The sequence below is a fragment of the Lunatibacter salilacus genome, assembly GCF_009797935.1.
GTDB lineage: Bacteria > Bacteroidota > Bacteroidia > Cytophagales > Cyclobacteriaceae > Lunatibacter > Lunatibacter salilacus.
The window spans coordinates 200,067-223,524 of sequence record NZ_VOLC01000011.1; the positions used below are offsets into that span (position 1 = coordinate 200,067).

Sequence of the window (23,458 nt, forward strand, 5' to 3'; positions counted from 1 at the left end):
ACATAAAAAAGCCAGGGACGGTAACCTGCCCCTGGCTTTTCAATCATGTTGGGAAATAGCTCCCCTTCTAAAAAGTCAATTAAAAATTATTCCAAATCAGGTTTTGAAGCCATTGCAAAGCAACAGAACAGTAAACCTGTTTCGGAAGTTACTTTCTAGGCACCACGTCAATGATAACCGTACGGTTATAAGCCCGCTCTTCAGGAAGGTTATTTTTGAAAGGAGCCACAGTCTGGTCCTCACCCATTCCCCGGATATCGAATTTCACATCGTTTTTTCCAGCCTTTTGCAGGCTTTTTTCAAGGATGCTTTTGACATCATTGGCACGGGCCAGTGATAAATTCTTGTTGTATGCTTCTTCACCAATCACATCTGTATGACCATGAATGATTACTGTTGCTCCTTTTGTGATTTTTGGAGCAACTGTTTCCATAAGGTATTTTTCATAGGAAGCGATTGCCTTTGTGTTATCAAATTCATAAATGACACTAAACCTCATTCCTTCCATAGTGGTTGGAGCAGTCCATTGTACAACTTTGGAGTTGGTTTCTTTCCTTACTGTATTACCATCTTCAGTCTGACCTACCATAGCTATCACATATTCGCCTTCAGGTCTATCTCCCAAAATCAATTTGCCCGGAATGCTTACCTTTTCTGCTGAATAAGGACCAAAATGTTGCACTTTACCATTTTCATCCTTGATTTCCAGCTTCCAAGATTTGAATGCTTCCATAGCTCCGTCAACCTCAAAAGTAACATAACTCTCCTCTGGGACTACCATGGATGGCGCCTTTAAAGCTCCGTCCAATCCACTTTGGAATTCCTTCAACAATGCAGGAGAGCTACTTTCGATCGAAACCCTGCGGTCTCCGTCAAGAAGGAGGTCCAGTTCACGGGTCCCACCTTGTTTTTTAGAAGGGATTCTAGGCGTGGAAAGTCCCTCAGTGGTGATTCTTGATGAGGCAATTCCCCATGTTCCAACCAAATACTGTTTAACGGATTCCGCCATTTTAGTCCCTTCTTGCGCTCCTTTTTCAGATGATCCAACGAGGTTCACAGATGCGGATGGGTTTTTCACCATACGGTCCCCTAAAATATTCAGCATATTATAGTAAACCATCAATTGGCGCTGAGATCTTCCAGCTAACGATGTTGGAGCAAAAACCTCCAATTGGTCTGCTTTGAAATCTTTTATTCTTCCTTTTTCAAGGGCCACGTAGCGGCTCGGGATTTCAGTAGACCCTTCATTGAAGTACACATAATTGCGAAGTGGGAATGTTTCCACAATACGGGTTTCTGACGGAAGGTTTTTAGGCGAGGTGATTTTAAATCCAACGGTAGGTGCCACATAGGCAACCGGCGCTGGCGTAGCAGGAGGAATCTCACGTCCTTTACCGAACTTCAACGCTATACCTACCCTAAGGGTGGACAATGTCCATGTCTCCGTGGATCGTGGATTCTGTCCAAAATAGGGATGGAAGGAAACAAAGGGTGACAGCATGGTTTGCACTTTTTTGTTTTGCGAAGAAAGTGGAATATCATGGCCCGCACCAATCTGCATAGAGATCAAGCGTTGGTTGATATTGCTGAATTCGCCGTTTACCTCCGGAGTTGGGGTCTGATCGGGAAAATCCGGATTGATTCCCAACTGGTATGTGAACGAATTTTTTCTATTGAAAGCAAATCTCGGACCTGCATACAAATAGAAGTTGGATTTGAATGGAGCAAACCGGAGACTTGGCTCCACAGTCAAGTAACTTAGGTCAGTTGACAGATCTGCAGGGCAATTGCAGGGAGTCGTAATCTGGTTAAAAGAACTTCTTCGGGAGTCAATTCCCCCCTGAAGCATCATGCCAAATCGTGACCCGGGACGGTAATACTCCACCAAAGGTCCAAGATATAGACCAGCACCAAAACCTTTATTAAACGCTGCGGGGATGGTTAAACTTGAATTCAACTGTTGGGTTGTTCCATGATTGAAATTTAAATTTGCGCCAGCAGCTGCACCGAACCACCAAGACGGTCTGGTAAACTGAACTTCTTGTGCAGAAATCGGTGCCTGAAAGCCCATAAACATCAAAATACCGAAGATGATGCATTTATAGACCAGGTTAAATGGGGACCGCACTGTGTGCGATCCCTTTATGTTATTTGTTGTTATGTTCATTTTTGGTTGATTAAGGTTTTTCGATGATGTTTGTATTGGTCATTACTACGGCTCCATTGAGTACCAACATTCTACCTTCGATCTTGGCCTCTGAATTCATAGTGATAGAGGTGTAAGCCAACACATTCCCTTTAAATATGGTATTGTCTCCAATGGTAGCTGAACTGCCGACCTGCCAGAAGATGTTTTTAGCCTGTGCGCCTCCGGTAAGAATGATATTTCCACCTGCTCCGCCTACAGTAGTGAATCCGGCAGAAATTTGGAAAATCCAAACAGCATTGGGATCTCCCTGAGCATCAAGTGTCAAATCACCGGCTTGTATCAAAAGGGTCGAATTGGATTTGTAAATTCCAGGTGCAAGGGTTGTGCCTCCCTGGTCTCCCGCTACTGTGGCAGGTGCTGGGGTAGTTGCCCCTTCTGCAAATAAGTATGCGGCAGTCAGGTCTAATTTAGCTTGGTTCAGCATGGCCGCCACTCCTGGAGGTGAGATATCATCAGATGCGTATATATCACCATTTACCATAAGTGCCGGAGGAAATCCGGTAACCGAAGAACGGGCACCCGGAGTAATTCCTACATCCAAATTTCGGATTTCACTGAAGCCGGCATTGTTGCTGACTCCGGTTGCTGCAAAAATTCCGAACCTACCTGCTGTTTTAAGATCAACAAAATAAGGTGATATTGGATTTTCCACTCTGAAATTCCACACATGATCAGTTACCAACATTGTTCCTACCAAGCTGGTTGCTCCGGTTGTGATGGTAGCCGTGTAAAGTATGTTTGGTAAAAGCAATTCGGAAGGTGAAAATGAAGCTGTTATTCCATTATAGGAAACGTTTCCTGCAACATTATTTCCATTCTGTTGAAGCGTAAATGTTACCCCATTTATTGATGCGGGATCCATCGGCATGCTGAAATTGGCAGCTATCACCTTATTCCGTGCAACGTTCGTTGCGTTGTTTAGTGGATCTGTAGAGATAACCAAAGGCGAAAGGGGAGCCACCGTCGTGAACGACCAGATAAAATTGGATCCCAAACCTGTTCCTGCAACATTTTCCGCACCTGTAGTAATAGTTCCCGTGTAAACAAGACCTGCTGATAGTGGAATAGTCGGTGTGAATAACGCCGTAGTACCGCTATAGGATACCGTTCCTGCGACAGCGGTATTTCCCTGCTTTACCGTAAAGGTGGTACCTGTGATTGTCGCCGGATCCATAGCGGTGCTGAAAGTGGCCCCTACTACCTTATTCAAGGCTACATTCGTTGCATTGTTCACCGGATCGGTAGAAAGGACTGTTGGAACAACATTAGCCGCCGTGGTGAATGTCCAGACAAAATTGTCTGCCAGAGCTGTTCCCGCAGCATTCTTGGCCCCGGAAGTGATGGTACCCGTGTAGACAAGACCGCCTGAAAGAGGGTTTGTCGGTGTAAATGTCGCCGTAGTACCGCTATAGGATACCGTTCCTGCGACAGCGGTATTTCCCTGTCTTACCGTGAAGGTTGTGCTTGTAATTGTCGCCGGATCCATAGCAGTGCTGAAAGTGGCCCCTACTACCTTATTCAAGGCTACATTCGTTGCATTGTTCACCGGATCGGTAGAAAGGACTGTTGGAACAACATTAGCCGCCGTGGTGAATGTCCAGACAAAATTGTCCGCCAGAGCTGTTCCCGCAGCATTCTTTGCCCCGGTAGTGATGGTACCCGTGTAGACAAGACCGCCTGAAAGCGGGTTTGTCGGTGTAAATGTCGCCGTAGTACCGCTATAAGATACCGTTCCAGCTACGGCTGTAGTTCCTTGTTTTACAGTAAATGTAGTTCCAGTGATCGTTGCCGGGTCCATAGGCACACTGAAAGTGGCTCCTACCACCTTATTAAGGGCTACACCTGTCGCGTTATTCACTGGGTCAGTAGAAAGTACCGTTGGGGCAATATTGGAGACCGTGGTAAACGTCCAGACAAAATTGGATGCCAGAGCGGTTCCTGATACATTTTTAGCACCTGTAGTAATAGTTCCTGTGTAGACAAGATTGGATGCAAGTGGGCTTGTTGGCGTAAATGTAGCCGTAGTACCACTATAGGATACCGTTCCTGCTACAGTCGTATTCCCCTGCTTTACAGTAAAGGTGGTTGCCGTAATAGTTGCCGGGTCCATTGCTTCCGTGAAAGTTGCCCGGATTGCTTTATTGAATGCGACTCCAGTAGCATTGTTTGCAGGATCCGTAGTGGTTACTTCAGGAACTGCAAAATTACCGGTAGTAAACTTTGATATGAAATCACTTGCCATTGGAACGCCATTTGGACTCTTGGCAAGCTTAAGGATACTAACAGTGTATTCGGTGTTGGACAACAATTTGGCCGAAGGAGTGAAAATCGCAGTAGAATCAGAATAAGTGACAGATCCCGCTACGGGTAGTAAACCCATTTTCACGGTGAATGTAGCAGTTGAAATCGTCGCAGGGTCCATTTTTTCACTGAAAGTAGCTCGGATGGTCTTTTCAGCGGTAACGCTTGTAGCCAAGTCCAGCGGATCTATTGACACAACTTTCGGGGATGTTCCCGTATCGAAGGTCCAATTATGCGCTACAGCTAATGGGATTCCATCTTTATTTTTAGCTTCGATGGTGATGATACCTGTGTAGGTAGTTCCTGCCAAAAGGCCGTCTGTAGGAGAAAAGGTCGCTGTGGTTCCGGAATAGACTACTTCCCCTGACACCTTCGTAGTTCCTGCCATTAATTGGTAGGAAGCGGCAGTTATGGTCAATGAATCCATTGCCATACTAAATGTCGCACTTATATCTTTGTTAAGAGGAATGCCAGTTGCCAAGTTTACCGGGTCAGTAGAAATAACGGTTGGTGTTTCGCCCGTAGTAAAGGTCCATACATAGGCAGTTTGCAAAGCATTTCCCATCATATCTTTCACTACCGGCTCCACACGTCCTGTATAGGTTGTGTTAGGTGTAAGACTGGAAGACGGCATGAAACTCATTGTATTGGATTCTGCCTCGTAGGTCAATTCTCCCGAAAGTTCATCCTCTAATACGCTACCGTTAACTGTGCTACCTACTCTTAAACTGAAAACTCCCGGAGTAACACTTGCCGGATTCAAAGGCATATTGAACGTAACGTCTATTGTGTTGTTTAATTGAACCCCAATAGCTTCATTAACTGGATTCGTGGATTCAACTTCGGGGCAGATCCCCAATACCTCGTCAAATTCATCTTTGCAGCTGCCAATTATGGCGCCTATGGATAAGGCTGCCAGCGTGGTCAGCCAAAATCTCTTTTTGTAACTTTCTTTTTTCATAGTGTGTAATTCTCCCTTGGATAATGATTGGATTTTTCTTTTAATCGTTTAAGACTCATTTTTTAAAAGTTGGAAAAATGAGTATAAACGACCCTTTTTTTGTAATGTGTGTTTTAAAAATAGATGTAAAGATTTTGCTGTCATTGAATCACATAGGCTGTAATCTATGTTTTCAATTGACACAAAAGTCAGTCAAAATAAGTACTGTATTATTACATGATATAATTATTTATTTACATAAAGCTCATATTTTCAAAATTTAAAGTAAGTATTTTGAGTTAAAAGTATAATATAATTTGCTTTTTATATCAAAGTAAATGCTTCTTATAAATAATCAATTTTAAGGGAGCGTGTACATTCGGTTTAATCGAAATGCGCTATTTGGAATGGGCGCGCCATTGCCAGCAAACAAAATGTTATACGTATAATCAAATATGTATTAAAAAGAAATTTGTTTAATACTTTGCCACTTGGAACCTTCGATTGGCGGATAGGCAGTTAAAAAAGTGAGCTTGTTAATTAAAAGTTTTCGAGATTGTCTAATCTATTCGACTTCGATTGTTTAAAAAAAGACGGTGTTACGCCTGTGATTTTCTTGAATTGATTGGATAAATGGCCCACACTACTATAGTTCATTTTATATGCGATCTCAGAGAGGTTAAGTTCATCATAAAGTAAATACTCTTTTACCCTCTCCACCTTGTTAATGATGATGTATTGCTGTATGGTGATTCCTTTTATTTCTTTGAAGACATTTGAAAGATAGGTGTAGTCATAGCCTAATTTCTGGCTGAGAAAAATCGAGTAATTTTCTTTTGGGGTATCATCCGGAGAATGGACTATTTCCGTAATGGTATTTTTAATCCTTTCGGTAAGAATACTTTTTTTATCATCCAAAAGCTCTAATCCATACTCCAGAAGATTTATTCTCAGCAGTTGTCTCAAATCGGCGGAGATGGGTTTCCCCAACTCCACCACCCCGAGTTCCAAGGTTTTATATGTGAGACCCAGCTTGCAGAGCTCATTCTTTACCACTATCTTACAACGGAGGCTTACCATGAATTTAATATATAATTTCAATATCTCAAGTTCAAAATTTTATTATTAGGAAATTGGGTTCAAGCGTGGGTAACAACAATTGATACCCTAAAGATGAGTGTCAATCACTCGGCTCCTTCTTGAAAAACACCCGGAAAACAGTTCCTTCACCCACCGTACTCTCTACTTCAATTTTCCCTCCCAAGTCCTCGACCATTCTTTTTACGATAAATAGACCTGATCCTGTACCTTCAACTTTTGGATTTAGCCTAATTCGGGGGAAGAAAATCATTTCGTGATTTTCTTTTTCTATCCCAGGTCCATTATCGCGAACTGTTAGAAGAACGTAATCGCCAGTGTCTTCAGTTTTTAACCATATATTAGGTTTCCCATTTTGTTCGCTGAACTTTATCGCATTGCTGATAAGATTATAGACAATGCTTCTGATATTTTTTCTGGAAATGTTTAATTCAGTAATTTGGAAATCAGTATGGATTTTCGCCTTGGACCCGAAAATCCGATCACTTAACCCTATTCTTACATCTTCCACAATATTTTGAATATTAACCCTTTCCGAATCCTCAGTAAAATCTGTGTCTTTAAGGCTTTCTGTAAGGTCTTCAATGGTATCCATCAATTTCTCCACAGATATGCTCAAAGATTCCAGTAAGATGTCGCTTTCTGCTTTATCCTCTTCATGCAGATTTCTTAATAGACCTATCAAGCCATTAATGTTATTTATAGGGCCTTTTAAATCGTGGGACAGAGCAAATATGATCGTTTCATGATTCAGATTAAGTCGTTCATATTGTTTAAGTGCCTCTATACGGGATGATATATCGACGAAGGTAATGATCACGCCATTGGTCCGATTGTTTTTTCGAATTATATAGGGCAGTATATTCATCTGATACCATTTCAGGTCCGTTGTCTGAATTTCCTTTTCCATATCTTGGTTGGTTTCAATTACCTCCCGGATATTATCTATAATTGTGGGGAATCTAATCCTATTGGTGATCTCACTAATTGGCCTTCCGTTGTCTTTTTCAGTCAGCCGAAAATGTTTCATTGCCGGAGGGGTAAATTTCCTTAAAATCATGTCTGAATCCACAAATAGTTGGGGTATCACTGTATTTCGGAAATAGTTTTCTAATTCTTCATTCAGTTGGATGATTTTCTTTTTTGATTTTTCTTTTTGGTGAACTTCACTCATGGGGTGCTGTTTTAAAATAATGTTTTAAAATTTAGATTAAAAAACTATATTTATTCTTTTATTATTAACTGTTACAAATTTTGTTCCAAATTGAATACTATTCCACTCTTTAGTAAAAATACAGGCTTTAGGATCAGATTAGGCCACTTTTGCCTGAAATTTATTCTGATTTTAAATCGTGAGGATATTTTAACTATTAATTGAAATGTCTCCAAATATCTGAACAGCATTAAATTTGTGAAAAAAAATTATGTTTTGGGAATGATTGTGCTAGAATCTCCAAAATATTCCCCATTTAAGGCAAATAAGTATTTATAGGCTACGCAGTTGTAAAAAAGGGCATAATTCGACTGCTCACTTATAAAGAGTGTATATGTAGGGCTGTAAAGTATCGGTATTCAAAGAGATGATGAAATATTTGGCTCGATCCCTTTAGGGTGTGATGTGGCATCCTCAATTTATTCGCTTCGGTTGCAAATTGAGGGATGCCTATTGTTGGGCGTTCTTTATATAATTTGGCGATTCACATTCCTTCCAGTATGCCACGATTTTTTCTATGGTGTTTTTCAGTCTATCATAATTATTTCCTTTTATAAAGAATCCCTGAATAGACCTTGAATAAGCATTGATCACATCCTGTTGCTCCGCACTTGTCGAAAAGAATAGGTAGGGAATGGATTTCAACCTCAAATCCTCATTGTTGACGATCTTTTCCCGTAGCTCCAATCCATTTAATTTTGGCATATTGATATCTGAAAGCACCAAAAATGGTTCAGTGTCTGTATCAGTCAAATATTCCAACGCCTGAACGCTGTCTTCAAAGAAGATAACCTCATTCTCATACTTAAGTTCTTTTAAGACCTTCGCGAGAATATATTGATCATCTTTGTCGTCTTCAATTATAACGATTGGGCCCCGCTTGTTCATGAAATTTTATTTATAATCAAAGAAGAAATATTACTTTTCTAAAGGTACCGATTTTTTATGGGATATTTTCAATTAATCGGTTTATATACTTCGGGATCGCCGGGGGAATAAAGTGGTAGATAATCAAAATTGAAAAAAAACCAACCTTGCGGGTTCATCGCCATGGACTTTTGGGATATCCGAAAAGCCAACCTGAATTACCTGTCCCTAGGTTTTGGAATTGTACGGAGTTTTTAATCAGGGTAGCTCTCAAAATCAAAAAAGAGCCACATGGCGCATTTTGGTGTAATTCTCAATGTGCTGTGTGGTTAAATTATTAAGAGGTTAATAGTTTTATTGATAATTTCAATTTGAATAGAAACTGAGATCGAAAATTCATTCTCTTCCTTTCCATTCTTTTATACCACCTAAAAACAACTCTATTTTAGTATAGGATTTATTCTTTGTCGGCGAGTTTTGTTTTTCCAGTTAAAACATCTAGTTCGATGATGTGTCTGATTTTCTCATTTTCTTCAAATAAAGGACTATTGGCAGAATTTTGAAAGGTGTAAAACCCTTAACTGGTGCTTTAAGGTTTCTGAAATAGGCTTTGGAAAGCTCGGTGTTCACCGTATAGTCAAATCTTCCACTGAAGAAATAGATTGGTATCGCCAATTGCGGCACTTAAGACGCAAAATTCCCTGACACCGCTTAAAGGTTGAAGGGTTAGTTAATTAAAACAATCGGGCATGAAAAAATATTTTTTTCTAATATTTTAAAATGAAATTAGTTTATAATAACGACAAAAAAAATGGTTTAGTTGTATTTTTTATTGAAAAAATAAAAACACTAAGTTAGTCTAAGTAATATTAACTTCTTTTTGATGTATGTGAGATCCAATTTTTTTATAATAAAATTTTAAAATCAGGTAAATTAATTCTAACTTATGAGCTGAATTTAAAAATACCGTTTTTATTTTATGTAGCGTTTTAGGCTCAAAATTTTAATTAATGATATGGGAAAATCTGAAAATGTCATTAGAGGGATGAAAATGAGGGAGAGACTGAGTGGGTAGATCAATCAAGCATTTACATTGCTTTTAAGATATTAAAACAGGAGTCGTGGGTAATCCTTGAATATGGTGTTTTGAAATCATAGCTCAGGATTTTTAAATTATATTAAGGTCATATTTTATAAACTAATGAAGTAGCAGCTTATATGAATCATCTTGAAAAAAGTTCGGATTATTTTAATGAAAGTGGAAGTCCAGAATCATTTGATATAAAAAGTCTTTTACTGAAATTTCTCAAATATTGGCCCATTTTTTTGCTTTCGATGATAACTGCACTTGGATTGGCCCATTTTAAAAACAAATTCACACATCCCCAATATAAGGTTGAGGGTAAATTTTTTATTAAGGAAGATTTAAGTACGCTGTCCTTATTGGATTTGACAGGTAAAGGAGGCAATTTAAAAAACTCCACGGGGAACAGTTTATCCAATGAAATGGTAATATTGAAATCTAAGCCAATTGCAAAAATGGTCTTAGATAGAATGAATTTGGACATAGAATATTATAAAAAAGGGAATTTTATTTTTACCGAAGCATATAAAGATAGTCCAATACTAGCTGTAGTAGACTGGGAACATCCGCAGATAGTAAATGGCAAAATCAAAATAAGCTGGAACAGTGATGAGGACTTTCTTCTGGAATTTCAAGAAGATGAATATTCCTTAGTTTCTCCCAATTCTACGAAAAAGGAGCGAGTGTCCAATACCATGACGCAAATTCTAAAAATTAAATATGGGGAATGGATAGAACTACCGATTACCAGATTTAAAATTGAAAAGATCAGTGAAGAAAGTTTTGAGGAAATATTCATAAAATTTAAGGATCTAAATACCCTTCTGAATGAATATACAGGGGATAACTTCCAAATTTGGCCGCTTGATGTTACCGGATCCTCTATATTAGGATTGTCTTTAATTACCAATCACCCTGAAAAAGGGAGTGATTATATTAACACCTTGATGGAGGCCTATTTAGAAGATGAGTTAAAACAAAAGTCTTATCTTGCCAAATCAACTATTGATTTTATTGATGCTCAGATTTCTGGCGTTTCTGATTCCTTGTCATTCATTGAAACCAGCCTCCAAAATTTTAGAAGTTCAAATAAAACTTACGACATTGAAACAGAAGGGATAAGTGCTTTCAAGGGCATTTCCGATCTTGAAAAAGAACTTGGCCAAGAGAAATTTAAAAGGGATTATTATAAAAATCTGGAAAATTATTTACTGAACGAGGAATATAATGAGATCATCATGCCCTCCGGTATTGGGATAGAGGACCCAATTTTAAACAAACTGATTCAGGATCTCATTCGTTTTCAGACAGAAAAGTCTCGGCTACTTGCGACTCAAACTGAGGCATCACTATATGTATTAGATATTTCTAAAAAAATAAGGGAAATAACTATCTCGGTGAGGGAAGTACTTAAAAATTTAAATAACAATATAAATTTTTCCATTAAAGAACAGGAAACCAGGCTAAAAAAATTGGAAGCCGAATTTAGTAAACTACCCGTTACGGAACAGAATCTACTTCGTATTCAACGAAAGTTCACGTTGAATGAAAATATTTACAATTTCTTGCTTCAGCGAAGAGCAGAATCTGCCATTTCGCTTTCCAATAGTTCGACTGGAAATAAAATCATAGAATATGCTATACCTGAGTTCCTACCTTTAGGTATGAAATCCCTCACAAATTTAGTGTTGGCGCTAGCAGCTGGGTTTTTGTTACCATTGTGTGTAATCGTATTGATCAACATGCTTAACCTGAAAATTTCGGATTTAGAGGAAGCAGAAGAAGTTCTTCAAGTGCCGACACTGTCAAGAATCGGCCAAAATCGTTCCAATTCTGATATAGTGGTTTTAAATCAAATTAACTCCGCTACATCTGAAGCTTTTCGGTCATTAAGAACGAATATTTACCTGTTGATCCCTCGGGAACAAAAAATTACTATAGCTGTGACGTCTAGTATTTCAGGTGAAGGAAAATCCTTTTGTGCCCTGAATCTGGCTTCATCTTATTCTCTTAATGGCAAAAAGACGTTGTTAATTGATTGTGACCTTCATAAGCCTAAACCATATAAAGAATTTAAACTTACCCATAATAATGGCTTGTCTACGTATTTAAGTTCTCAAGAAAAATCTGCTGCAAATTTAATCCAATCTACACCCTACGAAAACCTTGATGTCCTTAAAGCAGGCCCCATCCCACCCAATCCAGGAGAATTGATATTAAAGAGCCAATTTAGGGATCTTCTTGATGAATTTAAACTGAAATATGATGTCATCATTCTTGATACCCCACCTGTAGGTTTAGTGAGTGAGACTTTAGAATTGATTAGGTATGTGGATATATGCCTGTATATGTTTAGGTACAAATTCAGCACTTTTTCTATGCTGAAAGACCTGAATAATTTAAAAAATAAAAAAGGTATACAAAACCTTTACGCGATTTTTAATGATGTTGAGAATAAAAACCTGAATTATGGTGGTTATGGATATGGCTATTATACGGAGGATCATAAGAATAGTTTCTTTCTTAAAAAAATCATCAGGTCAATAAGAGGTCGGGCAGCTATGTGACTTTATTTAGTATACCCTTGGTATACCGCTTAAATTTATGGGTTTCCCCTTATGGTGAAATTTTGAAATTCTTACCCTCTCCTAATCCAACTCATTTCTCACTATTCTACACTGAAGCTAAGCTCCGTTACTGGGACTGACCAGGCGAAGCTGTATTTAATGACAAAAAAGGAATGGTTGTTTTAGAAAAAATTAAATGGAATCAAAGGTAAAGAAACCTAGTGAAAACCTGAGGCAACATGCTTTTCTCAATTCTGTAACCAGTATTGTTGATTACGCAGTGGTACAGGTAGTAGGGTTTGTTGTAAGTCCATTTATTGTCAGGGGGCTTGGTGGAGAGCTATTTGGAATTTGGCAAATGCTCATTCAAATGACAGGCTTTGCAAATATGGCAGATACCAGAGCAACCCAAGTTTTGAAATGGTCTGTGGCCAAAAATAGGGATACCCACTCCGATAGCGAATTAAGGAAGGAAGTGACATCAGCATTTGTCGTGACTTTATTGATTTTGCCGATCGTTTTAATCATAGGGGGTATCATAGTCTGGTATGCTCCTATTGTTACCAAAGCTGGAGAAAAGTACTATGACCTCGTCCGGATAGTTTGTTCTCTACTCATGTTCTCCTTGGTGATCCACAAGGTTTTCGATATGTTTGAGTCTGTACTCCGTGGGATGAACCTGGGGTTTAAAAGAATGGGAGTCAGAGCAGGAATAGTGGCAGTGGGTGGTGGGCTGAAAATTGTAGCCATCACTAATGGTTACGGATTAATTGGACTTTCTTTTATTGAAATATTTCTGGCATGTATTACCGGGATCACCTTTTATTACATTGTTAAAATAAATGTTCCCTGGTTTGGGTTTGGGAAAACTAACATGGCCAGCTTAATTTCTTACGGGAAGTTGAGTGGTTGGTTCATGGCTTTTACCGGGTCTAAAATGTTCTTGTTGAGTAGTGATAAAATTATCCTGGGATATATTGCCGGTCCCATATTCGTAACTCAATATACCATTACTATGTTTGCTAGCTATGCTTTGCAAGGGATCATTAATGCGGTGATCAATGGCGTAATACCTGGGATTGGCGGTCTGTTCGGTAAGAAGGAATTTGACAAAATAAAAAAGGCTAGAAATCTCATTTCTAGTCTTAACTGGTTTTTCGTTTTCTCCATAGGGACATCAATTCTTCTTTTCAATAAATCCTTTATCGAGCTTTGGATGGGTATGGACCTTTTCGCAGGTACAACAGAGAACCTACTTATATTGCTAATAGGACTTCAATTTGTTTTTTTTCAAATGGACAGTTTAATTATTAATGTTTCCCTAAATCTGAAGAAGAAAGTAATCTATTCTGTTTTATCCTCGATAGCAACGTTTTTCCTCGCATTCTGGCTGGTGAATCAATTCGGAATCATCGGGCTATGCCTCAGCATTTTAGGAGGAAGATTAATAATAACCTTTGGATATCCTATGATTCTCAAAAGACAAATGTCCATCAAGTCGTTGGACATTATTTCAGTAAATGGACGACCGTTATTGATTTCGGGGTTGTTTTTTGGAGTAGCAACTTATGGAAGTCAATTCGTTACCGTTTCCAGTTGGCAGATGCTTCTGGCTTTAGGTACGTTCACCATTTTAATAGCTGCGGCCGTTTTCTGGTTTATTGGAATGAAAACTTTGCAACGCCGGGAAATTCTTGATGCAGTCCACAGAATTGAATTATTTAATAAATAGGTGATATTGAAATGATCCACCAGCTTATCAACATGTCCCCTTCAAAAAACAAAACTGAAGTGACCAAGGAATCGATCAGACTAAGAAAAGGGCTAACTTATTTTGGCATTCAGTATGCCCATTGGAAAAGCAATTGCAGACTTATAGATTCGCTTAATGGACAGACTGACCTGGACCTACTGATTCATCCAATTTGTAAAGAGGCCTTTGCAAATTGCATGAAAGAACTAGGCTGTAAAAGATTACGAAGTCCTTCCTGGGGTACATACCAAGATGTGGAGGACTGGATTTGTTTGGATGAAGAAACTGGTATATTTCTCCATCTACATATTCATTTTTCGTTGGTTACTGGTATCAAACATGTCAAACATTTAAGGCTTCCCTGGACTGAGATATTTTTTGACCACCTGACCATTGATTCACGGTCAGGCTGGCCAATTCCGATTCCCGAATTGGAAGTCATTATTTTAATTATAAGAATTTATGCCAAAATGCCTCCCCTGGAAAGGGTGAAGAGGGTGAAGAATATTCCAGATCACATGAATAAAGAGCTTCAATCGCTTCTCCAGGCTTCGGAGGTTACGAAAATAAAGGCTATTTGCGAGAAACTTAACCTGATAATACCTTACAATTTTGAAAAAATGGTGGATGATATTGTCCACGACCCAAATCATAACGCCATAGAAAAAATTGCACGACATTTTTACAATCAGCTCGGCGGTTTCTACCAGAAAGACTGGTACTTATCAGTCTCCCAGTCTCTAATTTACCGAGTCAAAATTAAATTAATGGGGAAATTGAATCCTTGGGTGGGCCCTTTTAGCTTCAAAAAAAGGGTGGTTAGTGGTGGTAGAATATTTGCCTTTGTAGGAAGTGACGGTTCCGGAAAAAGCACATTATCCAACGAAATCCTTAATTGGTTATCCTATAAGATTGATACCCAATATTTTTATTTTGGCAAGGAGCCATTTATAAAATGTGGAAGAAGACACATGTTTTTTTTAGATAATTTCATATATAAAGAAGGATTTGTAGGTAATATTCTAAGAAGGTCCCTTGGGAGTAGTTTTTTTGTCTTGAGAAGTAAGAAAAAAGCGAATATGTTAAAATTGGCTTCAAACCTTAAGAAAAAAGGTAGTGTAATCGTTTGTGATCGCCTTCCGCAATTACAAGTACCTGGAATAAATGATGGTACCATGCTTCATGATGGCAAAAATAGCCTTATGTCGCGATGGGAAAAAAATCAATTTGAAAAGATTCAAACCTACAACATTGATGTTGTCTTTAAATTGAATGTTTCCCCTCAAGTAGCCATCAGTAGAAAACCCGGACACGATCAGGACACTATTAGAAAAAAATGCCAGTTGATATCAATGGTTAATTTTCCTAATGCCAAAATGATTGACATTGATGCCGACAGACCTTTTCCCGAAGTACTTCTTGATGTACAGCAAATCATATGGAAGCATCTGTAGGACTCTATGATTGATAGCACCAAAATTGTAGAAGTAATAGGCCCGCCTGCCATAGGGAAATCAAAACTATACGCAGAAGTATGCAGGAAACATGGGCGGGGGAATACTTGGATTCCCATGGAAATTCTACTGGCTCCACAAAACACCAGTATTAATCATCCCATCGAATGGATGGAGGAAAGGTACCGAATGATATTTGGCAAATCCCGGCTAAAAAGTATCCCAATGGAATTTGGCTTAAGATTTATGGAGAATCATGAAAAATTTGCGTCCTTTTGTTGGGATCACCTCTCTGGTTCACCTTTCCACAATACTCCGGATAGAAAATTCCGATCTGCCTATTTGCTTTTTATGGATTTCTGTAGGTATCAAGCTATCATTGAGAAAAAACATCCTGTACCCTGTTTAATTGAAGAAGGCTTTTTCCAAAAGTCATTCCTGGTTTTTGAAGATCAGCAATTAATGGAAGATATTTTGAACCAATACATGTCCTATCTTCCCCTACCCCATGCGGTAATTGCTATCAATTCTGAGGATAAAGCCCTTATATTGGAAAGAATTAAAAAAAGGAAGAAAGTAATAGCCTCTCATCTCAATAAAGAGGATGAGGAATTATTATCAGACATCGATCAATGGAGATTTTTAATACATTCTATATTGAACAAGTTAAAGGGCCGAGGGGTGAAAATTCTACAGCTGGACGGGTCTGTGCCTTTGGAAGAAAAAGTGGAGGCAACCAATACTTTCTTGAGAACATTATAACAGGATGGACGCCTTAAAGCTCTTTTTTTTAACCGTAGAATTGGCCACAATGGCCTTTGCTGTATATATTTTATATTCAAAACGAGAACTGGCTGTCATCTATCTACCCCCAATATTTTTTGCTCAGATTATTGTGACTCCGATCCTTCCTGCTTTCCCTTCATACTTAATTGTTTCAGGTATGCTAGGCTTTTTCATATTTAACAATCCTAAATTTTTTCAATATAATTTTTTTTCTTTACTCCTAATCTTATTAATCATATTCCTCATTCCTAAATCCGAGGATATTGTGGCCATAAGGCCCTTTATTTTCGGTGTTATTTGGCTTTTTTTGCTGATCCCTCTGATTAGCTCCATCTATGGTAAATATCAGGGCCATATAATATTCAATGAATTAGTAGTTTCAAGCATGATATTACTCATTCTTTTTATTCTAAATGTGGTCTTTTCTTCTTATGCAGGATATGCACCATTTGCCATGTATGGCATTACCAGCGGGATTCTCTATGGCAACTTGTATGCAACGGATTTCAACGTATTGCCTATGGCACTCTTCGTGGTTTTATTAAAGGTGATGAATAAAAAAAATATTTCCTACTTTTTGGTATTTGCCATTGCCTTAGCATTTGTACTCCTATCATTAAGAAGATCGGTTATGGGGCTGAGCGTGATCGGTATTGCTTTTGTTTTATACATATTTTTAACTCCCAAAAACTTTAAGACCATAGCTGCTTTCACCATTTTTTCAATAATGGCCGGTGCCATTGTGGCATATAATACTGATTTTTTGAGTCTTTTCGAAGAAAGGTATCAATTGCGTGACCTTGATAGTAGGGAACTACATGAGGAAAAGAGGTTTTTGGAATATGAATTGATTTATAAAGATATGTTTGTCTATCAAGAATATGATCCATGGATAGGATACGAACTGTTTAACAGTGGTGGAAATTATGGCAAGGGGGTCTTAGGATCGAGAACATTGCATGCTGATATTACCAATATTGTCCATTCCATGGGCATTTTAGGTTTTGTGCTATACTTAATGATGATGGTGACACCTATTTATCAAGGGTTTAAAAGATGTAGAAAAAGGGTAGATTGGTCAATATTGTTTTTTTGCAGTATCATTTTTTTAATCTATACTATCACAGGAAGGTATACTAATATAGGGACTTTTATTTTTATGATGCTTTTAGTTAATCTACCGATGACCAAAGGAGCCACTCGAAAGACAAAAAGTTTTGTTACGCCAGCTATCATAAAACATTCAAGACCTATTTTGAAATAAAAATGAAGCAGAAAAATGGAAAATATATATTTCTATTTCATGATTATGAAGTGATTAATTTTTTAATTGAGCGGGAAAAACCTTCCGGTGGAGCTGCAGTGCAAGCGTACGGATGGATGAAAGGTCTAATGGAAATTGGCCAAAAGGTAATTTTGGTTACCCATTTCAATGAAAGTCAAAAGTTGAAAGCAGCATCTCACCAATTAGAAATTCACAATACGTTTGATGCAGATAAAGGAATAAGATGGGTTAGATGGATTTATTACAGAATCCCCTTTATATTCAGACAGCTAAAAAGTTTAAAACCAGATTATTTATACTTGCCAGTCCCCAGTTGGCACACATTTGTATTTGGAATAGCTTGTTCCTTATTAGGAGTGAAATTAATCCAGAGGATCTCAAATGATAATTTAGTGGATCATAGGATCTTTCAGAATACTTCTAAGTTAAAAGCTCATTTTTTGAATCAGGGGCTTAAAATGTCCTATTGTATATTATGCCAAAATAATTATCAATTTGAAAAAATCAAACAACGGTTTCCCAAAAAGAAAGTCCTTAAAATATTCAATCCCTTTTATATTGAATATCAGCCATCTAAAATAGTTGCTGCAAAAGACTATATCGCTTGGGTAGGATTATTTCAGTACCAGAAGAATCTGTCTCAATTATTTGAAATCGCTTCCTTATTAAGCAAAGAAAACTTTCGCATTGCTGGAGAGCTACTTGAAGGGACAGATCAAGAAACACTCTTGTCGATCGAAAAGCTTAAGGCGCTTCCAAACGTATCATTTGTCGGTTTTTTACCCAGAATTAAAGTGTTACCCTTTTTGGAAAATGCCAAATTTTTATTGAATACGTCCCATTACGAAGGGTTTAGCAATACGTTTATTGAATCGATGTACGCAGGCACGCCTATCATTTCCAGTACCAAGGTAAACCCTGACAACATCATCCTGAACAATAAACTCGGCCTTATTTACCATGACGCTTTAGATTTGGAAAAACAATTGGAAAAAACCACTGAAAGTTGCAGGGAAATCATGGCATCCAATTGTAAAACCTACGTCAACCAACATCACCACTATAAAAAGCTTTCAAGGGAATTACTGGATTTCCTTGAAAAGGAGCTTTAACCACTTTCCAATTTATTATGGCACCTTTTAAAATAAAATTATTAATTTTCATTGGAGGGCTGAGGGCAGGAGGAAAAGAAAGAAGATTATTGGAATTACTGGCTTACCTAAAACCCTTGGGAATCTTCGATATTAAGGTAGTAATGACCCTTAATGAGGTACATTATTCCTATTTTTATAACCTGGGTATTGACCATGTTTTTATTCGGAAAAATTTTGAAAAAAATGATTTCTCTATTTTTTATAAATTTTATAAAATCTGTCGGGAATTTAAGCCAGACATCATCCATACTTGGGGCTCCATGCAGACTTTCTATGCTATTCCCTCAACTGTGCTTTGTAAAGCAAGTTTGGTAAACAGTCAAATTACCTCTGCCCACCCTCATAGTTCAAGAAGTTTTGGGAGTAAAATACTAGATTGGATTAATTTTCGGTTTTCCCACATTATTATTGCCAATTCTAGGGCAGGATTGTCCGCTTTTAACCCCCCTCTTCAAAAATCCCTAGTCATATCAAACGGCATAAATTTAGATAGATTTGAAAATTTGCCTTCCAAGATTAATATCAAGGAGAAATACGGCATTCACACGCCATTCTTAGTTGTCATGACAGCTACCATTTCTCCCAATAAGGATTATTTTCTGTTTTTGAAAGTGGCCAATGCCATATTGAAGGTAAGAAATGACATTACTTTTCTCGGAATGGGAGGTTTTTTTGTCAACGATCCGATGTACCGTGAGATTCAGCAGATAGTGAATCAAAGCCCAAATTTAATTTTTGCTGGAAGAGTTGATGAAGTGGAAGCCGTGGTCAACGCTTGCGATATTGGAGTTCTTTTTTCTCCATTTGGAGAAGGTATTTCCAATGCTATCATGGAATATATGGCTTTGGCAAAACCAGTTATTGCCAGCGATGCAGGAGGTAATTCTGAACTAATTACCCATAACTATAATGGGTATTTGGTTGGAAATTCGGTAGAGGAAATCACGAAGCTGGTCTTAGCATTTATTGATGATCCTGAAAAGTCCCGTGTTTATGGAAATAGGGGTAGGGAAATTATTGAGGAAACATTTTCATTAAGTAAAATGGGTAGATCTTATAATATGGTTTTTCACCAACTGAAAAACATCAAACCAGAACTAATTTTCACAAAAAAAATCAAATAGCTAAATGAAAGTACTTTTTGTATGTAGGTCTTATAATGGATTGGCAAAGCCCTTTATTTTAGAACAGGCCAACTCCCTTCATGAGTATTTCGGGGTTGAAATCCAGTTTTTTTTTATTGAAAAAGGCGGAATACGAGGTTACTTACTTGCTGCATTCCGGCTGGTACAGTTTCTCAGGAAAAACACTATTAACCTTATCCATGTCCATTATGGTTTATCGGCTTTGCCAGTAATATTTACAAAACTTTTTTTTCTCAGAAAGGAAAAAATCATTATTACCTTTCATGGTAGTGACATTAACAAATTATCCGAGCGGTATTTTTCCCTTTTGGCTTCCAAATTTTCTGCCTTTAACATTTTGGTGTCCACTCAGATGGAAAAGTTTTTCAGCCAAAGATACGCTATCATTCCTTGCGGAATCGACATCGACATCGTCACCAATTACCGGGAAATGGTCAGGATGGAAAAGGGTTGGGGAGAAATGGATTTCATTGTTCTGTTTAGCAGCAGCTTTGACCGAAAAGTTAAGGATCCGGATTTTGCCTTGAAAATTATGAAAAAATTTGAGAATATAACAAAGAAAAATGTTCATTTTTTTGAATTAAAGGGATTTAATAGAGCTGAACTTACCAAATTAATGCAGGCAGCAGATGCTATGCTAATGTGCAGTTTTAGAGAGGGAAGTCCCCAAATAATAAAGGAATCCATTCTTAACTCACTGCCCATTATATCTAATGATGTAGGAGAAGTAAAATCCATTTGCAAAGGAATTGATAATTGTTATGTGGTGGAAAAGCGGGTCAAAAATTATGTTGAAGTATTACAAGAATTATCAAATAGCCCCGCTAGGATTAAAAATAGAAATCCGCTTCTCACTCGTTTTAGTAATAAGAACATTGCAGCCGAAATATTCCAGATTTATCGATCCGTATAAGTTAATCTATGTAATTCCTGATGAAGATTATAATTGATATAAATCATCCTGCTCACGTACATTATTTCAGGAACTTTTCTAAAATAATGGCAAGCAAGGGTCACGAGATCATTTTTGTTGCCCGAAATAAGGAAATGGCTCAAAAACTCTTAGAATTATATGGATTTTCTTACCTGAACAGGGGAAAGGGGAAAAGTGGGAAGGTTGGGAAAATTCTTTATATGTTATATGCCAATTATAGATTATTTCAAATTGCCAGAAAGGTTAAACCAGACTTATTTTTGAATTTTTTACATCCCTACCCTTCCCAGGTGGCCAGATTAATGGGGAAAACCTCCTTGGTTTTCAGTGATACGGAACATGCTAACCTCCATCACAAATTAACGGTACCATTTGCATCGAAAATATTTACTCCAGCATGTTACCGCATATCGCTTGGTGACAAGCATATACGTTTTAATAGTTATATGGAACTGGCTTATCTTCATCCTAAGTATTTCAAACCTAATCCGTCTATTTTAGAACGCCTAGGAATAGGGGAAGGTGAACAATTTGTGTTAATTCGCTTTGTTTCTTGGGAAGCCACCCATGATTTTGGCCATTTTGGTATGACCATGGAAAACAAACGGCGTGCGGTGAAGGCAATGGAACCATTTGCGAAAGTGTTTATTTCCTCGGAATCACCACTGCCCGAAGATTTGGAATCTTTTAGAATTCAAATTCCATTTGACCGAATGCATGATGCCTTGTTCTATAGCAGTCTACTGTTTGGAGAAAGTGCTACCATGGCTTCCGAAGCTGCCGTATTGGGTACTCCAGCCATTTTCATGGATGACGATGGCAGAGGTTATACGGATGAAGAAGAAAGGAAATTTGGGCTTGTTTTTAATTTTTCGGAAAGTCTGGCCGATCAGGATTTGGCTATTTCCAAAGCGGTGTCTATTCTGTCCCAACCAGATAATAAAAAGGAGTTTGCGAAGAAAAGGATTGAGTTGTTGGAGCAAAGTCTAGATACAACCGAATTTATGATTCAAGAGGTTCTGAAATATGATTCTAAGGCATATGCAAATTAAAGTCAGCTTTTAAGTAAATGGAATTGATCACACTCAATACTCAATCAAAGATAGAATTATTGATAGGCGAGGAAGTTACCGCTTTCATTGAGGATCCTGTTTTCTTAAGAAAGTGGAAGGAATTATACGATACCTGTACATGGGCCACGGTCTTCCAATCCAGTGAATTTGTCAAGAACTGGTACAGTATTTTCACTCATAAATACCTTCCTATTTTAGTTAAATTTGAGAAAGAGGATGAATTAGCCGGACTTTTGACCATGTCAATTAAAAGGAATGGGCAGGGTAAATTATTTATCGTTTTTGCGGGTCACGGAGAATCTGATTGCCAAACTTGGCTGTCTACCCTGGAAAACAGTGATTTTTTTATCGTGAATGCACTTAGGATGATTAAAGAAAAATTCCCGAAGAACGACATTCTGCTGCGTAATCTTCCCCCTTCGGTTCCATTGGGCTGGGTAAAGACCCAGCATGAAAAAGGATTTCAATGTATTTTACACGCTTTTAAAAGGCCAATTATAAACCTAGAAAACTTTTCCATTTCTAAAAGAAACAGAAAAAGGGTAAACCGATTGATGCAAATAGGTCAGCATGAATATGTCACAGACCTCAATACTTTCAAATCATATGTTGATCAACTGGTAGAACTTTATGATTTTAGACAGGGAGCGATGTTTAATAGAAGTCCCTATTCGAAAAACCCCGAATACAAAGCATTTCTGATTTCTTTGTTTGAAAACGGGCTAATTAAAGTCTCAATATTTCAGGTTCAGACCAGCATAATCGCAGCTTTAATTGTAACATCATCTGGCGATATGGTTCATCTAGGCGCTATAAATGTTCATTCTCCTCAATATTCAGCATATTCTCCTGGTTATATTCAGTTTTTATTGATGAGTACAAAAGTAGCAAGTGAAGGTGTTAAATATTTTGACCTTACCCCAGGTGATGATCCATATAAAGATAGATTGGCTACGGAATTTGATGTTGTAAACACTATGGTTGTAACCTCCAGACTAACCTTTAAAATCAAAAGAGAAATTAGAAAGTATTTTCACTATAGTCTTCTTAAACTAGGGATCAGACCGCTATCCTTTCAGTTGAAACTTGAAAAAATGCTGCACAAGGTTAAGGACAAGGGGGTGCTGACGGTGGGTATGAAGTCAATTAGAAACGCTATTGTTAAAAGGAATAAAAGTTTTCATTCCCTACCAGAAAATGGAATAATCGGGTCTAATGGGTTTATCCTCCAAAGAAATAATATAGGAGATTTACTCAAATTTGAAAGTAAAAATTTCACACAGACAAAGTGGGAATTTTTGGAATCGGCAATGCAGAACTTTGAAAATGGCAAAGAGCTAATCACCTATACCAGCAATGGCGAACTAAAAATCGCTGCATGGTTTCAGCATGCTTCTAAGATCGAAATTAGCCGGAATAAGGAGCCAGTTCCAGAGAATAGTGTGATTTTAGATGATTTAGTATTTCATAAAGACGCAAAAGATGGGTTAAAGCCTTTCATATTTCAAGCACAACAATTAATTCAAAAGGAATTTGGTACTAAGGAAATCCTTTTATTGTCTGAAATAGATTTTTATCATTAATTAAAATTTCAA

At 37.8% G+C, this 23,458-nt stretch carries 15 protein-coding genes; 10 read left to right on the forward strand and 5 right to left on the reverse strand.

Annotated features, from left to right (window positions below; all coding sequences use genetic code 11):
- Positions 1–148: 148 nt before the first annotated feature.
- The 5 genes from FQ608_RS16045 to FQ608_RS16065 all read right to left on the reverse strand — a co-directional run bounded on the left by FQ608_RS16045 (position 149) and on the right by FQ608_RS16065 (position 8,649).
- Positions 149–2,167 (reverse strand): OmpA family protein, encoded by a 2,019-nt coding sequence (locus FQ608_RS16045; RefSeq protein ID WP_158859253.1) that lies wholly within the window; start codon positions 2,165–2,167, stop codon positions 149–151.
- 10 nt (positions 2,168–2,177) lie between these two features.
- Positions 2,178–5,471 carry an Ig-like domain-containing protein gene (locus FQ608_RS16050; RefSeq protein WP_158859254.1) on the reverse strand — a complete coding sequence of 1,098 codons (3,294 nt, stop codon included), beginning with the start codon at positions 5,469–5,471 and terminating at the stop codon, positions 2,178–2,180.
- Between the two features lie 519 nt (positions 5,472–5,990).
- Positions 5,991–6,530: a helix-turn-helix domain-containing protein gene (locus tag FQ608_RS16055; protein ID WP_158859255.1), complete on the reverse strand. Its 540-nt coding sequence runs from the start codon at positions 6,528–6,530 to the stop codon at positions 5,991–5,993.
- A 100-nt stretch (positions 6,531–6,630) separates the two neighbouring features.
- Positions 6,631–7,722: a sensor histidine kinase gene (locus FQ608_RS16060; RefSeq protein WP_158859256.1), complete on the reverse strand. Its 1,092-nt coding sequence runs from the start codon at positions 7,720–7,722 to the stop codon at positions 6,631–6,633.
- 489 nt (positions 7,723–8,211) lie between these two features.
- Entirely contained in the window at positions 8,212–8,649 is a 438-nt protein-coding gene (locus FQ608_RS16065) for a response regulator (RefSeq protein WP_158859257.1), read from the reverse strand.
- Positions 8,650–9,846: 1,197 nt separating this feature from the next.
- Here FQ608_RS16065 and FQ608_RS16070 point away from each other — a divergent pair.
- The 10 genes from FQ608_RS16070 (at position 9,847) to FQ608_RS16115 (ending at position 23,446) form a co-directional block, all read left to right on the forward strand.
- A complete protein-coding gene (locus FQ608_RS16070; protein WP_158859258.1) occupies positions 9,847–12,279 on the forward strand; it encodes a GumC family protein in 2,433 nt (810 codons plus the stop codon).
- Positions 12,280–12,475: 196 nt separating this feature from the next.
- Entirely contained in the window at positions 12,476–14,011 is a 1,536-nt protein-coding gene (locus FQ608_RS16075) for an MATE family efflux transporter (RefSeq protein WP_158859259.1), read from the forward strand.
- An 11-nt stretch (positions 14,012–14,022) separates the two neighbouring features.
- On the forward strand, positions 14,023–15,486 hold the full coding sequence (locus tag FQ608_RS16080; RefSeq protein ID WP_158859260.1) for a hypothetical protein: 1,464 nt from the start codon (positions 14,023–14,025) through the stop codon (positions 15,484–15,486).
- Between the two features lie 6 nt (positions 15,487–15,492).
- Complete coding sequence (locus FQ608_RS16085; protein WP_158859261.1) at positions 15,493–16,248, forward strand: hypothetical protein; 756 nt, start codon at positions 15,493–15,495, stop codon at positions 16,246–16,248.
- 4 nt (positions 16,249–16,252) lie between these two features.
- Positions 16,253–17,536 (forward strand): O-antigen ligase family protein, encoded by a 1,284-nt coding sequence (locus FQ608_RS16090; RefSeq protein WP_158859262.1) that lies wholly within the window; start codon positions 16,253–16,255, stop codon positions 17,534–17,536.
- Positions 17,537–17,538: 2 nt separating this feature from the next.
- The gene (locus FQ608_RS16095; protein ID WP_158859263.1) at positions 17,539–18,669 is read left to right on the forward strand and encodes a glycosyltransferase; all 1,131 of its coding nucleotides are present in this window, start codon (positions 17,539–17,541) and stop codon (positions 18,667–18,669) included.
- 17 nt (positions 18,670–18,686) lie between these two features.
- On the forward strand, positions 18,687–19,835 hold the full coding sequence (locus FQ608_RS16100; RefSeq protein WP_158859264.1) for a glycosyltransferase family 4 protein: 1,149 nt from the start codon (positions 18,687–18,689) through the stop codon (positions 19,833–19,835).
- Between the two features lie 4 nt (positions 19,836–19,839).
- Entirely contained in the window at positions 19,840–20,769 is a 930-nt protein-coding gene (locus FQ608_RS16105) for a glycosyltransferase family 4 protein (RefSeq protein ID WP_158859265.1), read from the forward strand.
- 20 nt (positions 20,770–20,789) lie between these two features.
- Positions 20,790–21,842 (forward strand): DUF354 domain-containing protein, encoded by a 1,053-nt coding sequence (locus tag FQ608_RS16110; protein WP_158859266.1) that lies wholly within the window; start codon positions 20,790–20,792, stop codon positions 21,840–21,842.
- 17 nt (positions 21,843–21,859) lie between these two features.
- Positions 21,860–23,446 (forward strand): GNAT family N-acetyltransferase, encoded by a 1,587-nt coding sequence (locus FQ608_RS16115; protein WP_158859267.1) that lies wholly within the window; start codon positions 21,860–21,862, stop codon positions 23,444–23,446.
- Positions 23,447–23,458: the final 12 nt, after the last annotated feature.

Bases quoted from the DNA above. Each gene is read 5' to 3' on its own strand.
- FQ608_RS16045 (WP_158859253.1), bottom strand. From the start codon at position 2,167: ATGAACATAACAACAAATAACATAAAGGGATCGCACACAGTGCGGTCC.
- FQ608_RS16050 (WP_158859254.1), bottom strand. From the start codon at position 5,471: ATGAAAAAAGAAAGTTACAAAAAGAGATTTTGGCTGACCACGCTGGCA.
- FQ608_RS16055 (WP_158859255.1), bottom strand. From the start codon at position 6,530: ATGGTAAGCCTCCGTTGTAAGATAGTGGTAAAGAATGAGCTCTGCAAG.
- FQ608_RS16060 (WP_158859256.1), bottom strand. From the start codon at position 7,722: ATGAGTGAAGTTCACCAAAAAGAAAAATCAAAAAAGAAAATCATCCAA.
- FQ608_RS16065 (WP_158859257.1), bottom strand. From the start codon at position 8,649: ATGAACAAGCGGGGCCCAATCGTTATAATTGAAGACGACAAAGATGAT.
- FQ608_RS16070 (WP_158859258.1), top strand. From the start codon at position 9,847: ATGAATCATCTTGAAAAAAGTTCGGATTATTTTAATGAAAGTGGAAGT.
- FQ608_RS16075 (WP_158859259.1), top strand. From the start codon at position 12,476: ATGGAATCAAAGGTAAAGAAACCTAGTGAAAACCTGAGGCAACATGCT.
- FQ608_RS16080 (WP_158859260.1), top strand. From the start codon at position 14,023: ATGATCCACCAGCTTATCAACATGTCCCCTTCAAAAAACAAAACTGAA.
- FQ608_RS16085 (WP_158859261.1), top strand. From the start codon at position 15,493: ATGATTGATAGCACCAAAATTGTAGAAGTAATAGGCCCGCCTGCCATA.
- FQ608_RS16090 (WP_158859262.1), top strand. From the start codon at position 16,253: ATGGACGCCTTAAAGCTCTTTTTTTTAACCGTAGAATTGGCCACAATG.
- FQ608_RS16095 (WP_158859263.1), top strand. From the start codon at position 17,539: ATGAAGCAGAAAAATGGAAAATATATATTTCTATTTCATGATTATGAA.
- FQ608_RS16100 (WP_158859264.1), top strand. From the start codon at position 18,687: ATGGCACCTTTTAAAATAAAATTATTAATTTTCATTGGAGGGCTGAGG.
- FQ608_RS16105 (WP_158859265.1), top strand. From the start codon at position 19,840: ATGAAAGTACTTTTTGTATGTAGGTCTTATAATGGATTGGCAAAGCCC.
- FQ608_RS16110 (WP_158859266.1), top strand. From the start codon at position 20,790: ATGAAGATTATAATTGATATAAATCATCCTGCTCACGTACATTATTTC.
- FQ608_RS16115 (WP_158859267.1), top strand. From the start codon at position 21,860: ATGGAATTGATCACACTCAATACTCAATCAAAGATAGAATTATTGATA.